Origin of the sequence: Pseudomonas argentinensis, from assembly GCF_001839655.2 — a bacterium.
GTDB classification, from domain to species: Bacteria; Pseudomonadota; Gammaproteobacteria; order Pseudomonadales; family Pseudomonadaceae; genus Aquipseudomonas; species Aquipseudomonas argentinensis_B.
Map to the genome: position 1 here is coordinate 3,895,533 of NZ_CP056087.1, position 13,783 is coordinate 3,909,315.

Annotated in this window: 13 protein-coding genes and 2 pseudogenes; 3 read left to right on the top strand and 12 right to left on the bottom strand. The window is 65.0% G+C overall.

The genetic code is table 11. The annotated features are described in order from the left end of the window. Positions 1 to 224: 224 nt before the first annotated feature. Genes SA190iCDA_RS17515 through SA190iCDA_RS17540 form a run of 6 tightly spaced genes read right to left on the bottom strand, consistent with a single transcriptional unit; the run spans position 225 to position 5,643 of the window. Positions 225 to 2,159 (bottom strand): response regulator, encoded by a 1,935-nt coding sequence (locus SA190iCDA_RS17515; protein WP_070885341.1) that lies wholly within the window; start codon positions 2,157 to 2,159, stop codon positions 225 to 227. Next, positions 2,149 to 3,024: a sensor histidine kinase gene (locus SA190iCDA_RS17520; RefSeq protein WP_070885342.1), complete on the bottom strand. Its 876-nt coding sequence runs from the start codon at positions 3,022 to 3,024 to the stop codon at positions 2,149 to 2,151. Before SA190iCDA_RS17520 ends, SA190iCDA_RS17515 begins: the two co-directional genes overlap by 11 nt. Then, a complete protein-coding gene (locus SA190iCDA_RS17525; protein WP_070885748.1) occupies positions 3,017 to 4,027 on the bottom strand; it encodes an ATP-binding protein in 1,011 nt (336 codons plus the stop codon). The genes SA190iCDA_RS17520 and SA190iCDA_RS17525 overlap by 8 nt, the downstream gene beginning before the upstream one ends. Next, positions 4,024 to 4,428, bottom strand: coding sequence for an anti-sigma regulatory factor (locus tag SA190iCDA_RS17530; protein WP_070885343.1), 405 nt, complete (start codon positions 4,426 to 4,428; stop codon positions 4,024 to 4,026). Before SA190iCDA_RS17530 ends, SA190iCDA_RS17525 begins: the two co-directional genes overlap by 4 nt. Continuing rightward, the gene (locus tag SA190iCDA_RS17535; protein ID WP_070885344.1) at positions 4,425 to 4,787 is read right to left on the bottom strand and encodes an STAS domain-containing protein; all 363 of its coding nucleotides are present in this window, start codon (positions 4,785 to 4,787) and stop codon (positions 4,425 to 4,427) included. The genes SA190iCDA_RS17530 and SA190iCDA_RS17535 overlap by 4 nt, the downstream gene beginning before the upstream one ends. 4 nt (positions 4,788 to 4,791) lie before the next feature. Further along, positions 4,792 to 5,643: an STAS domain-containing protein gene (locus SA190iCDA_RS17540; protein WP_070885345.1), complete on the bottom strand. Its 852-nt coding sequence runs from the start codon at positions 5,641 to 5,643 to the stop codon at positions 4,792 to 4,794. A 341-nt stretch (positions 5,644 to 5,984) separates the two neighbouring features. Here SA190iCDA_RS17540 and SA190iCDA_RS23555 point away from each other — a divergent pair. Together SA190iCDA_RS23555 and SA190iCDA_RS23560 are read left to right on the top strand one after the other, a co-directional pair. Next, positions 5,985 to 6,728 (top strand): annotated as a pseudogene (locus SA190iCDA_RS23555) (MCP four helix bundle domain-containing protein); the annotation flags it as partial. 306 nt (positions 6,729 to 7,034) lie between these two features. Then, a pseudogene (locus tag SA190iCDA_RS23560) lies at positions 7,035 to 7,631 on the top strand (methyl-accepting chemotaxis protein); the annotation flags it as partial. 42 nt (positions 7,632 to 7,673) lie between these two features. On the opposite strand, the gene SA190iCDA_RS17550 reads toward SA190iCDA_RS23560, so the two are convergent. The 6 genes from SA190iCDA_RS17550 to SA190iCDA_RS17575 form a co-directional block, all read right to left on the bottom strand. Continuing rightward, entirely contained in the window at positions 7,674 to 8,306 is a 633-nt protein-coding gene (locus SA190iCDA_RS17550; RefSeq protein ID WP_236100880.1) for a cytochrome c oxidase assembly protein, read from the bottom strand. Between the two features lie 22 nt (positions 8,307 to 8,328). After that, a complete protein-coding gene (locus tag SA190iCDA_RS17555) occupies positions 8,329 to 8,937 on the bottom strand; it encodes an SCO family protein (protein ID WP_070885749.1) in 609 nt (202 codons plus the stop codon). A 120-nt stretch (positions 8,938 to 9,057) separates the two neighbouring features. Then, positions 9,058 to 9,606, bottom strand: a complete 549-nt coding sequence (locus SA190iCDA_RS17560; RefSeq protein ID WP_070885348.1) for a hypothetical protein — start codon at positions 9,604 to 9,606, stop codon at positions 9,058 to 9,060. A 75-nt stretch (positions 9,607 to 9,681) separates the two neighbouring features. Further along, a complete protein-coding gene (locus SA190iCDA_RS17565; RefSeq protein WP_070885349.1) occupies positions 9,682 to 10,191 on the bottom strand; it encodes a ferritin-like domain-containing protein in 510 nt (169 codons plus the stop codon). Between the two features lie 301 nt (positions 10,192 to 10,492). Next, a complete protein-coding gene (locus SA190iCDA_RS17570) occupies positions 10,493 to 10,846 on the bottom strand; it encodes a DUF3509 domain-containing protein (protein ID WP_070885350.1) in 354 nt (117 codons plus the stop codon). A 335-nt stretch (positions 10,847 to 11,181) separates the two neighbouring features. Next, positions 11,182 to 12,348: a zinc-dependent alcohol dehydrogenase gene (locus SA190iCDA_RS17575; RefSeq protein WP_070885351.1), complete on the bottom strand. Its 1,167-nt coding sequence runs from the start codon at positions 12,346 to 12,348 to the stop codon at positions 11,182 to 11,184. A gap of 214 nt (positions 12,349 to 12,562) precedes the next feature. Between SA190iCDA_RS17575 and SA190iCDA_RS17580 the strand changes: the two genes are divergently transcribed. Next, positions 12,563 to 13,600, top strand: coding sequence for a LacI family DNA-binding transcriptional regulator (locus tag SA190iCDA_RS17580; protein WP_070885352.1), 1,038 nt, complete (start codon positions 12,563 to 12,565; stop codon positions 13,598 to 13,600). The last annotated feature ends 183 nt before the right edge of the window (positions 13,601 to 13,783 follow it).

The window sequence follows — 13,783 nt, forward strand, 5'->3', positions numbered from 1 at the left end:
GCCTGTCTGGCGGTTTTTTGCCACCGAACCGGCAATTTATCTTCAGGGCCGCCAGGACACGGCGCAGCCCCCACGCCGCGCGGTTGCCCGGCGAACCGGCAGGCTTGACGACGGTCACCCATGCCCGTTGAAACGGCTGACCTGTGCATGCAGCAAGCGCACTGGACACCGCCCGTGAAGGAGCTGCAGGCTGCGACCCCAGGTTCGCCGGGGCAGCGCCTGGGTCAGTGCTCGGGGAGCGAGGCCCGGACCTTTTCCAGCAGCTCGTTCATTTTGAACGGCTTGGCCAGCAGTTCCATGCCGCGCCTCAGGAACACCTCGCGATTGATGGCCTTCTCGGCGTAGCCGGTCATGAACAGGATCGGCAGGTCCCGGCGCAGGGTGCGCGCCCGCTCGGCCAGTTCGCGGCCATTCATGCGCGGCAAGCCCACATCGGTAAGTAGCAGGTCGATCCGCCCCTCGCCTTGCAGGTGAACCAGTGCAGTCTCCACATCGCCAGCCTGGACACAGCGGTAGCCCGCCTCTTCGAGCACCTCGGCCACGAACGAGCGTACCGAGGGCACGTCCTCGACGATCAACACGTACTCGCCGGCGCCGCGGTAGTCCGTCTGCTCGGCAGCCGCCTGGATGACCAGCGGTTCGCTGCTGACCGGCAGCATGACGGTCACTTCCGTGCCACGCCCGGGCGCGCTGCGGATGCCCGCATGCCCTCCGGACTGGCGGGCGAAGCCGTAGATGGTCGACAGCCCCAGGCCGGTACCCTGGCCTACCGGCTTGGTGGTGAAGAAGGGGTCGAACACCTTGTCGATCAACGCATGTTCGATGCCGGTGCCGTCATCGCGCACCGACAGGGCGATATAGGCGCCGTCGGTCAGGTTCGGGTCACCACTGGAATGGGCGGTGTAGGTGGTCACCCAGATATGGCCGCCCCGGGGCAACGCGTCGCGGGCGTTAATCACCAGGTTGAGCACCGCGCTTTCCAGCTGGCTGGGGTCGACCAGGGCGATCGACGGCTTGCCGTTGAGCTCCAGGGTCAGGGAAATCTGCTCGCCGATGGTACGCATCAGCATGTCTTCCAGCGAACGAATGCGTTCGTTGACGTCCACGGCCCGGTTGTCCAGGGGCTGCTTGCGGGCGAAGGCCAGCAGGCGATGGGTCAGCGCGGCGGCGCTCATCGCCGAATTGAGGGCCGCATCGGTATACAGCTGCACGCGATCCAGGCGGTGTTCGCTCACCCGCTTCTGGATCAGTTCCAGGCTGGTGATGATGCCGGTGAGCATGTTGTTGAAGTCATGGGCGATGCCACCGGTAAGGTTGCCCAGCGCCTCCATCTTCTGCATCTGCAACAGCTGCGCTTCGGTACGCGCGCGTTCGGCCACCTCGTGGGCCAGCTGGGTGGTGGCATCGTCCAGTTGGGCCTTGTGCAGGCGCTCGCGGCGGCGGTGCTCGGTGACGTCCTCGACGAACACCAGGCTCACCGCCGAATCCCGGTAGGGCGATACCTGCCACTCGGTTTCCCGCGACTCGCCGTGTACCTGCATGGTCAGCGAGCCTCTCCAGCGTTCCCCTGCCGCCAGCCGCCCGCGCAACTCGTCGAGCATGGCTGCCTGGTCATCGGCAAAGCACCGACGCAGGCCCTCCGCGCCACCGATCAGCTGGGCGAAGGCGTGGTTGCACTCATGTACCGCCAGGTCGGCACCCAGCACGGCGATGGGCGCGCTGACGTTGACGAAGATCTCCCGAAAGCGCGCCTCACTGGCGCGCAGGGCATCCTCGGTATCACGCACGCGCATCAGCGTGCGCAGGGTGGCCAGCAGCACGTCCGGGTCGACCGGGTGCACCAGGTAGGCATCGGCCCCGGCCTCCAGACCGGTGACGATGTCGCCGGTCTGGATCGACGCGGCGGACACGTGGATCACCGGCAGCAGCGCGGTGCGCGGTTCGGCCCGCAGGCTGCGGACGATGTCGAAGCCGCTCATGTCCGGCAGGTTGACGTCGAGCACCAGGGCATCGATCGCGTCGCCGCGAATCAGCGCCAGGCCATCGCAGCCGGTGCCAGCCTCCAGCACCTGATAGCCATGGCGCTCCAGGCGTCGGCGCAGGGCGTAGCGGGTGGCGGCGTTGTCATCGACGATCAGGACGCGGCTGTCACTGTTCATTGGCCACCTCTGCAGCAATGGCCAGCGGAATGATCACCGAGAACACCGAGCCGACGCCGGGCTCGCTCTGCACCCCCACCTCGCCGCCGAGCAGCGCTGCGAAGCGCTTGCACAGCGACAGGCCCAGGCCGGTGCCACGCAGGCGTTTCTGCAGGGGCGAGTCGATCTGCGAGAAATCCTCGAACAGGGCGTCGTGCAGCTCGGCGGCGATACCGATGCCGGTGTCGCTGACCGCGAAGCGCACCCGGTCGCTGCCTTCCAGGCGCGCCGACACGCGCACTTCGCCGCGGGCGGTGAACTTCAGCGAGTTGGAAATGAAGTTGCGCAGGATCTGGGCGAGCTTCTTGTCATCGGTGTACAGGCGCGGCAAGCCCACCGGCTCTTCGAAGATCAGGTCCACCGCGCGGGCATCGACGATGGGCCGGAACATGCCGCGCAGCGCCGAGAACAGGTCGAGCATGTCGAACCAGGCCGGGGAAATGCTGATCCGCCCCGCCTCGATCTTGGCCAGGTCGAGCAGGTCGTCGACCATGTCGCTCAGCTCCCGGGCGGCGGTGCTGACGAAAGCGACCTGGCGGTGCTGCTCGGGACTGAGCGGGCCGTCGAGTTCGTCGCTGAGCAGGCTGGTGATGCTCAGGATCGAGCCCAGCGGGGTGCGGAACTCATGGCTCATGTAGGACAGGAAACGGCTTTTCAGATCCGACGCCTGGCGCAACTCCTCGGCCTGGTTGTCGAGCTCGGCGTACAGGGCCAGCACGCCCTGATTGGTTTCCTCGAGCTCTTCGCGCAGGGCGGCGCTCTCGCTGCGCAATTGGGCGATCAGCGCGGCCTGCTCGGCATGGGTGAGGTTTTCGGGTTCAGCCATGGACGGCCTCCAACGCGATGACCACCACCGTGACATCGTCACGGCCGCGGCAGAAATCCCGGTGCAGCACGGCGGCGATCACCGCCGGGTGACGGTAGGCCAGCCCCGGGTAGTCGCCCAGGTTCCAGCGCGACTGCAGGCCATCGCTGTGCATGATCAGCAGTTGGCCGCTCACCTGCTCGAAGTCGAACGGCTGCGCCTTGCGATACTGACCGCCGACGATCCCCGGGTGAGAAGCCAGGCCGCGGGACTTCCCAGTGCCGATCAGGCTGGCGGTAATATTGCCAATGCCGACAAAACGCAGGTTGCCGAGGTCGAGCCGCGCCTGGGCGATGGCCACCGCGCCACCGCGCGAGCCCTGCATGGCGCGGTGTAAGTCATCGATCAGTAGCAGGGGGTCATTGAAGGGCCCGTGGGCAAACGCCTGGGTGCCCGCCAGGGCGGCTTGTTCGGCTTCCTCGCCGTGGCCCAGCCCATCGACCACAAGGGCGCTGATGGCGTTGCCGCTGAGCGCCACGTGCCAGGCATCGCCACAGGCCGGGTCGCCATTGAGTGCATGCTGGCTGACGCCAATGGGCAGATCCGGTTTTTTCACGGTGCGCGGATAGAAGCGCGCGAGCAGCACGGCGCCGCGCCCATCGGCGTAGGCGTCGAAGACATCCGCCTGGCGAGTGATCGCCCCCAGACCGATGCCCTGGGTGCCACCGGTGGAGTAGCCGTCTGCCAGGCAGGCATCGAGGTCGAACCCGGCGGCGCGGTCCACGGCGACGATTTCCACCCCGGCACCATTGCTGCGTGGCAATACCCGCAGGTGCAGCTCGCCACGCCCGGCATGCTTGAGCAGGTTGCTGGCCAGTTCCGTGGCCACCAGCGCCACCCGCCCGGCGTCGGACGCGTCGAACCCCTGCCCTTCGGCCAGCTTCTGGGCGCTGCGTCGGGCATGGCCGACCTGGCTGTCGTCGTCGATGGGCAGCACCTGGGTGACGCTGCCGCTGATGCTCATGTCCATCGGGTGATCGTGATCCTGGTGCCTTTTCCCGGCTCGCTGTCCAGTTCGAATTCGTCGACCAGGCGCTTGGCGCCGGTGAGGCCGAGGCCCAAGCCGTTGCCGGAGGTCCAGCCATCGGTCATGGCCAGCTTGAGGTCGGGGATGCCCGGGCCTTCGTCACGAAAGGTCAGGCGCAGGCCGACCCGCGTGCTGTCGTCCAGCACCTGCCAGTCCATGTCCCCGCCGCCACCGTAGACCATGGTGTTGCGCGCCAGCTCGCTGACCGCAGTGACCAGCTTGGTCAGATCGATCAGCCGCATGCCGCACTCGGTGGCCAGCTTGCGGGTCGTCTGGCGGGCCAGTACCACGTCCTGCTCGATGGCGATCGGCTGGGTACCACTGCTGCGCACGATCATCGCCGCGCCACTCGCTCACGCAGGCGCTGCATGCCACGCTCCACATCCAGCGCGGTGCTCACGCCGGGCAGGGTCATGCCCAGTTCCACCAGGGTGATCGCCACCGCCGGCTGCATGCCGACCAGCATGGTTTCGGCGTCCATGATGCGCGACAAGCCGGAAATGGTGCCGATCATCCGGCCGATGAACGAATCGACCATGTCCAGCGCCGAGATGTCGATCAACACGCCGCGGGCCGAGGTCTTGCTGATCAGTTCGGCGAGGTCGTCCTGCAGGGTCAGGGCGAGTTGGTCGTGCATGTCGACCTGAATGGTCACCAGCAGGAACTCACCCATCCGCAAAATCGGGATGCGTTCCATGGGCTCAACCCGCTTTTGCGAGGTTGACGCCCAGGCGGCTCAGCGCCAGCTTCAGGGCGTCGGCCAGGTTGGCCTTGGTGACTACACCTTGCAGGTCGAGGCCCAGGTGCACGATGGTCTGGGCGATCTGCGGACGCACGCCGCTGATGATGCAATCCGCGCCCATCAGGCGGATGGCGGTCACGGTCTTGAGCAGGTGCTGGGCGACCAGGGTGTCGACGGTCGGCACGCCGGTGATGTCGATGATGGCGATTTCTGCCCCAGTATCGACGATGCGCTGCAACAGCGACTCCATCACCACCTGGGTGCGTTGCGAATCCAGGGTGCCGATCATCGGCAGCGCCAGCACGCCATCCCACAGTTTGACCACCGGGGTGGACAGCTCCAGCAGTTCTTCCTGCTGGCGCTTGATCACCGCCTCGCGGGATTTCTGGAAGGTGCGGATGGTATGCATGCCCAGGTTGTCGAACAGCTCGGAAACATCCAGCACTTGCTGGGCCTGTTGCTCGGGCTGATCGCTGTAGTGGCGCTGCAGCAGGGCGAACAGCGGGCCCTTGAGGGCGAAGATGAAGTTGGCGGTCTGGTGCGAGTCATGACCGAGCAAGGCACGACTGGCCGACAGGCGCTCGAGAAATTGGCGCACAGCCTCCCAGCCGGCGGTGGCGATGTTCGAGCCGCTGTCGCTTTCCAGCGCAGCCAGGGTCAGTTGCAGGAACTCGCTGGTCTGCTGTTGCAGCTCCTGCTCCTTGAGGTTGCGGGTCGAGCCGCTGGCCTCCAGGCCTCTGCTCCATTCACCCAGCAATTGCGCCTGGTTGTTCTTGATCGCCTGGACGGTGCCGGTCTGCAGTGCTGCCATGAGCCAAAACTCCTAAACGGATACAGGCCGACCTTTTGCGATCGACTTGAGAAAGTGACAGTGAGGGGAGGCAATAGTTGGAGCAGGTTTTGGGCGCAAATAGTACGGGTAAATATGTCGCCTACAGAAGCGAAAAACACAGCCAAAGTGACATCATTCGCAACCCGGTGGAACGGCGGCCTGCCCACGCGTTCCAGCACGCCGGGAGAAACTCCTACAGCGCGCCCTGGCGCACAGTTTTTCCAAGGCTGCGTACAAGGCTGCAGAGATCGGAAATGATGGCGCAGTATTTACCGAGTGACCCTATACTGGCGCCACTCCAATGACATGGAAACCCACCCATGCGCCTCGACACGCTGACACTCAAGACCCGTCTGATCATCGCAGTGGCCATCCCCTGCATCGCCCTGATTCTGGTTGCTGTGACCAGCCTCACCAGCATGTCGAACATGCAGAAAGAAGCCAGCGCGCTCTATCTCAATACCTCCGCCCCCATGCGCGCGATGGCCGAAGCCGCCTCGCGCATCCCGCGCATGCGCGTCGGTATCGACATGATGCTGCTGCAGGACACCGCCCTGCGCGACGAGCGCGGGGTCAAGACCCGGGTGCAGGAGGCGCTCAACGAAGATATTCCTGGCATGCGCGAGGCCATGCGCCATGCCGTCGAGGCCCAGGTCAACCCGGAGCGCCGCGCCCAGGCGCAGCGCCTGCTCGACCAGTTCGAGGCCATGGTGAGCGCGGAACTCATGCCGATGCTGCAGGCCCTGGACGGGGGCGACATGGCCCGGGCCCAGCAGATCTACCGCGACCAGTACGCCAAGAGCTACGGGGTGATGCGCCAGGGTGCCGGTGAACTGCTCGACACCCTGCTGCAGCAGGCCGAGCAGCAAAACCAGCGCAGCACCGACAACTATGAACAGGGCCGCCTGCAGCAGCTGACGATCATCGCCCTGGGCCTGCTGGTGTCCTTCGTCACCTCCTGGCTGATCGTCGCCAACCTGCGGCGCCGGGTGTCCACCCTGCAGAGCAGCCTGGGCCATGCCGCCGACAACCTGGCACTCGATTCGCGCATCGAACTCAGTGGCAGCGACGAGCTGAGCGACATCGCCCAGAGTTTCAACCGCTTTCTGGAAAAAGTGCATGGCATCATGCAGCAGCTGGCCGGCAATTCCCGCCAGCTCTCTGCCATGGCCCGCGAGGTGGCCGAACGTGCGCGCCTGACCCAGAGCAACTGCGTGGCCCAGAGCGACCGCACCGTGCAGGTGGCCACCGCCATCCATGAGCTGGGTTCGACGGTCAACGAGATTGCCGGCAATGCCGAGAACGCTGCCAAGGTGGCCCGCGAAGCCACCGAGCATGCCAATGGCGGACGCGAGGTGGTTGACCAGGCCAACCGACAGATCGATTCGCTCAGCGGCGAACTGGAGCAGACCGCCAGCGTGGTCGGCGCCCTGGCCGGGCAGATCGAGGCGATCAGCGCCACCCTGGGCACCATTCGCAGCATTTCCGAGCAGACCAACCTGCTGGCCCTCAACGCCGCCATCGAAGCGGCCCGCGCCGGCGAACAGGGCCGCGGCTTTGCCGTGGTGGCCGATGAGGTGCGCACCCTGGCCAGCCGTTCGGGCGCGTCCACCGAAGAAATCCAGAAGGTCATCGACCGCCTGCAGGCCGAGTCGCGCTCGGCGGTCGAGGCCATGGCCAAGGGCCGCCAGCAGAGCGAACGGGTGGTCGAATACGCGGGCAAGGCCTCCGAGGCGCTGGCACAGATCAATGGCCATATCAGCCAGATCAGCGACCAGAACATCCAGGTCGCCACGGCCACCGAAGAACAGTCCGCCGTGGTCGAGGAGATCAACCGCAACGTCGAGCAGATCAACCAGTTCACCCAGCAAACCACGCAGATCGCCGACCAGTTGAACGACGCCAGCAGCAACCTGCAGAGCCTGTCGCGCCAGCTCGACGAGCTGGTCGGCAACTTCAGGCTGTAGGCCTGCCGCCAGCGCTGGCAAGATGCCGGCGCTGGCGCGCCTCTAACCCTCGCCCCCCCGTGCCGGCGCCAGCAGGCGCGCGCCCAGCACCACCGCCCCGCCTAGGTAAGCCACGGCGCTCCAGGCTGCCATCAGAATGCCGCCGAAGCGCTGGTCATCCAGCTGTTCGAAACCGAATGCGCCCAGGCACAGCTCGGCCGGATAGATCAGCCTGGGCGCCATGATCAGCACCACGCCCAGCATGGTCATGTGCACGAAGGTCAGAAAGAAACCGAACATGGCGGCCGCCAGGCCCCGGCGCGAGTCGCTGGCGAAGCCCAGCAGCCAGACGCCGAGCCCCACGGCGAGAAAGCTGGCTTGCTGGGCGACGAACGCCCAGACGTTGAGCGCCGCTGCTTCATGTAGCGGTGGCGCATGCCAGCCCCATACCACCGCCATTTCCGCGGCGAACACCAGAAACACTGCCGCACTGCTGTGGCGCAGCCCATCCACCCGCAGGCCGGTGCGGGCCAGGCCGATGGCCAGCAGCGGCGCGGCCAGCGCCACCACGCCCAGGTGCAAGAGCATATGGGCGGAAAATGCCGTGCGACTCATCGCCGGCAAGGGGCCCAGCCAGCACGCGGCCAATACCAGAAAACCAAGCGCCAGCGGCCAGTTCCATGCCGCTCTGCGCACCGCGGCGCCCTCCCCGAGCCGCTCAGCCATCCCGTGAGCGTCCCATGGCGGCAGAGATGTCCCGCACCCCATCGGCCGGCGCCCCCTGCAGCGAGATCAGGGTGGCCAGCTCACCGTCCGGGTTCATCAGGTACACCGAGCCGGTATGGTCGAGCATATAGGTATCGCCCATGGGCACCTTACGAACGTACACCCCATAGGCCTCGGCCACCTGTCGGACCTGTTCCGGGCTGCCGGTCAGGCCGAGGATGCGCTCATCGAAAAACGTCGTGTAGGCGGCCAGCACCTCGGGCGTGTCGCGCTCGGGATCGAGGCTGATGAACAGCGGCTGAAGCCGGGCGCTCTGCTCGCCGAGGCCGTCGAGCACCTTGGCGATCTGCATCAGGGTGGTCGGGCAGATATCGGCGCAGCGGGTGAAGCCGAAGAACACCAGCAGCCATTGACCTTCGAAGCTCTGCTCGGTCACGCGGCGGCCATGGGCCCCCTGCAGTTCGAACGGCCCACCGATGGGCGTGCCCGCCTCGACGGCCGCAGCCACCGGCGTGCGCGCCGGCCATAGCTGGTATGACAGCGGCAGTACAGCGAGCAGCAGGACGATGATCACCGTGCTGGCGATCCAGGTGGGTTTCACGTGCGCGGCCTCCTCGCCCATCGCCGGCAGCGCCCCATTGCCTGCCTCGAGTTAATGACCACGGGCGGCCAGCTGCCGTGCGATCTGTTAAAGGTAACCGCAGGTCTCAGACGCGGCAGCTCAGACCTTGGTCGACGAAGACAGCTGCAGCCAGACCGAGAACGCGCCTAGCCCGGCCCAGAAGATGGTGAACATCCAGGGTGAACGCAGCGAGAAGCGCAGGGACTTGAAGTAGCGGTCCTCGCTGGACTCGTGCTCGCTGAACAGCGGCGATTCGTCATAGGCATGGCCGAACTTCGGCTCGCTGCGCAGCAGTTGCTCCTGCTTGAAATGCCAGTGGCCGATGATCGCTGCCGAGGCGCGGATCCCAGGCCAGGCATTCAGCGAGCTGACGATGCCCAGCAGCGCCAGCAAGGTGGGTACCACCAGGGTGAACAGGTCGCCCCAGTCCGGGTTGGCGTTGGCCATCGATGAGGCATAGGCGATAACCAGAAACGACTGCGCCGCCAGGTAGGCGTTGGTGCGGTCGGCCATCAGGTTGGTTTCGTACTGGATTTCCCGCCGGTAGAAATCCAGGCGCTCCTTTGGAGTGCCGAACATCAGCGAGTTGGAGACTTCGCTACTGTCCGCAGAGGGATCGGGATCGCTGGAGGTAATGATTCTGGGCACTTCGAGGGCAACCGATATAACGGAAAGACAGGGCGGCGGCGCCTTGCAGCGGGCTGCGAGGCGCCGCCTGGCCAATTAACGCTTGGCTTCGGTGTCCGGCGCTTCCGAGCGGGTCAGGAAGGCGTCGGTAAGCTCGGGCAGGTGATCCTTGATCCACTCGGCCATTGCTTCCTCCTGGGGCAGGATGGTTTCGCAGACCCGCTGGGTTTCGCGGTCGCCAACTGCCTTGGCCGTCGCGATCAGCACCGTGTAGGAGGCGATTTCGAGGTTCTCGAACACATAGCCGCTCATGGCGCCCTTGATCACTTCGTCGCTCATCACCGAGCCGCCGACCGCCTGGCCGAAGGCCGCGAGCTTGCCGGCCATGTCCTTGAGCATCGAGGGCTTCTCGCCGAGGCGCTCCAGGCAACCTTCCAGCAATTCACGCTGGCCCTGGGTCTCCTCGATATGTTGTTCGATACGGGTCTTGAGCTTGGGATAATGCTCGAGGCGCGATGCCTGTGCTTTCAACATCTGCTCGGCCTGCTGCTCCATCGCATGGGCATCGCGAAGCCAGCTCAACAGATTTTCGGTCTTGGTCGCCATGATCGTTCGCTCCTGGATTTGATTGGGATTCGTTATTGGGAACGAGGCGGCGGCCAATACGTTCGCATTTCAGGACGAGCGGTTAATTCCAAGGCCGCGCAATTACCGAATGACGATTGGCGTCGGCAAAACAATCCGCTCGCATTGCCTACAAATAAACGATGAAGTGCCGCACAAGCCCTGAATAAATTATACAAATATCCGTTTATATAGCTGTTTGTATAGATATAGGGGGTATCACTTCCTGCGACTGGAAATAAAAAGCCCCGCGAAGGTGCGGGGCTCGGCGATCGGCCAGCGCTCAGGCAGTGGGGCGCTGGCGGCGATCCAGATTGCGACGGGTCCACATCATCTTGGCCGCGGTCGGGCTCACCGGCGCACCGGTGAAGGTAGGCAGTTGACGGCGCACCCAGCGAGCACCGGCCCCCTTCCAGGAAATCTCGCCGCTGACCAGCTTTTGGTCACGCTCGAGCTCGTGCGCCAGGGCACGCAACTCGTTCTGATCGACCACGGTATGGCGGTCGACAGCCCTACGCAGTTGAGTCGCGCCACCCTTGGCAACTGTCAGCAGAAATTTTCCGTCCGGGCGCGGCGTCAGAGTGATCTCATGATTGGGCAGCGCAGACGCAAGCACTTCAATGGCAACAGCAGTCATCGGAAAACTCCCTTGGTGAATGACGATTTAACGTCACTCGTTATTGCACACTACATGCCAATCCAGGGAAGTCAGTGAACGCCTGTAAACAGGGCTTTTCAGACCACTTTCACAAACATCGATATTGCAAAGTGCAAGATGCAACTTCAGGGGCGCCGCATTTTGCATGCCATCAAAATACAACTACCGGAGATTATTCAGGCTCATGTATACGATGTCGCCTGCCATTTATTTACAACACTTACAAATTGACAACAGGCTGCCTTTATATGGGCTGTGAAGGCCAGTCCTTACGGCAAGCCCGCCCCCAGGCGGCCCTGCCGTTGGCAACCGGCTCAAGGTCGCAGGATGACCTTGCGGCAATCGTCCTCCTGCTTGTCGAACAGGCGATAACCTTCGGCCGCATCGGACAGATTCATGCGATGGCTGATGATGACCTCCGGTTGCAGCACGCCACTCTGGACGCGTTCCAGCAGATCAGGCAGCAGGCCATGCACATGGGTCTGGCCCATCTTGAAGGTCAGCCCCTTGTCGAAGGCATCGCCGAACAGGAAACCATGGATGAAGCCTGCGTACACGCCGGGCACGCTTACCGTACCGCCACGCCGGACCGCAGCGATGCACTGGCGCAGCGCCTTGCCGCTGCTGCCCTCGAGCTTGAGCTGGGTGAGCAGGGTTTCCGTGGCACTGCCCTTGGCTTCGAAGCCCACGGCATCGATGGCGGCGTCCACACCGCGGTAACCTTCGGTCTGCTCGATGATCGCCTCGGCCGGGTCATCGACCTTGTCGAAGTTGATCGGCACCACGCCATAGGTCGCCCGCGCATACTCGAGGCGGTACGGCTGGTTGTCGACCATGAAGATCTGCCTGGCGCCGAGCATCCGCGCACAGGCGGCGGCCATCAGCCCCACCGGGCCGGCGCCGTAGATGGCCACGCTGCTGCCCTCCTTCACCCCGCCATTGATCACCGCCTGGTAGCCGGTCGGCAGGATGTCGGTGAGAAACAGCACACGCTCGTCGTCGAGCTCATCGGGAATCTTGAACGGGCCGGCGTTGGCCTTGGGCACCCGCACCAGTTCGGCCTGGCCGCCGGGCATGCCGCCATACAAATGGCTGTAGCCGAACAGCGCGGCGCCGGAAGGAATCTGTTTCTTGTTGAGGATGGCGCCGCGGCCGTCGTTGGTGGTTTCACAGGCGGCATGCAGGTTCATGTCACAGAAGAAGCAATCGCCGCAGGCGATCACGAACGGCACGATCACCCGGTCGCCCTTGCTCACCGCGGTGACGGCGCTGCCGACTTCCTCGACGATACCCATGAATTCGTGGCCGAACACGTCGCCGTGTTTCACCTGGGGAATCTTGCCACGGTACAGGTGCAGGTCCGAGCCGCAGATCGCGGTAGCGGTCACCCGCAGAATGATGTCGTCCGGCTCCTGGATGACGGGGTCGGGTACGTTGTCGACGCGAACGTCGTGACTGCCATGGTAGGTCAATGCGCGCATGCTGCTCTCCAGAACGAGGGTTGGGTGCCTGTTCTAAATACCGAGGAAGCGCCGATTCCTTTAGTTCAGCCGCAGGGATGAGTGGCCGCTTGCAGCATGTCGAGCGCATGCAAGCCCCGCTGCCCAGCGCCTGCCCCGCGACCCCAGCCCAGTACGCGCCGCCAGCCGCCGACTTGCTACTATCGCCCGCTACCCACCCCGCGCGAGGACGCCCATGAGCGATGACCGTTCCACCCGCACGCGTTCGAGCCTGACAGTGGGCAAGGCACCGACCCTGGCAGACGTCGCCAAGGTCGCCGGGGTGTCGCCGATCACCGTGTCGCGCACCCTCAACCAGCCAGAGATCGTGCGCGCCGAGCTGCGCGAAAAGGTCTTTCGCGCCGTGCAGCAGACCGGCTACCTGCCGGCGATGCTCACCGCCCCCAGCGCGCAGCGCAGCCGGCTGGTTTCCCTGCTGGTGCCGACCGTGGCCAACTCGATCTTCGCCGACACCGTGCAGGCGCTGATCGGCACCCTCACCGAAGCCGGCCACGAAACCCTGATCGGGCTGACCAACTACAGCGCCGAGCGCGAGGAACAGCTGCTCGACACCATCCTGCGCCGCCGTCCCGACGGCATCGTGCTTACCGGCACGTTGCACACCAAGGCCAGCCGCACGCGCCTGTCGCGCTCGGGCATCGCCATCGTCGAATCCTGGGACCTGGCGCCACGCCCGCTGGACATGCTGGTGGGCTTTTCCCACGAAGCGGTCGGCGCCGCCATCGCCCGCTACCTGACGGCCAAGGGCTACCGGCGTTTCGCCGTGTTGACCCTGGACGACCCCCGTGGCCAGCGGCGCTGCGACAGCCTGGTCGAGGAACTGGCCCGCCAGGGCGTCGCCGATGGGCCCCGGGTGGTGCTGCCACCACCGGCGACGGTCGATCTGGGCCGCGAGGGGCTACGGCGCCTGCTGACCGCCGGCGAGCGCCCCGAGGTGCTGGTGTGCAGCTCCGACACCCTCGCCCATGGCGTGCTGGTGGAAGCCGCCGAGCACGGCATCCGGGTGCCCGACGACCTGGCGGTGATGGGTTTTGGCGACCTGAACATCGCGGCGCACCTGCAGCCGTCGCTTTCCACGGTGCGCGTCAACGGCGCCGAGATCGGCCTGCAGGCGGCGCACGCCCTGCTGCAGCGCCTCGACCATCCCCACGAAGAGCCGGTGAAGGTGCGCATCGATACGGGCTTCAGCATCGTCGAGCGACAGAGCGCTTGAGAGCCGACTCATATTTCCAGCCCGACTTCAGTGCTTGGCTGATTGCGGGCGGGAGCAGCCGCAAGCTGCAAGCTCCATGCTACAAGCAGTCCGCAGTGCTCTAGCTTCTTCTTGCAGCTTGAGGCTTGCGGGTTGAAGCTCAATGCCCGCTCCTGCCTTATTGCAGTCCTGAAGCCCCGCCCA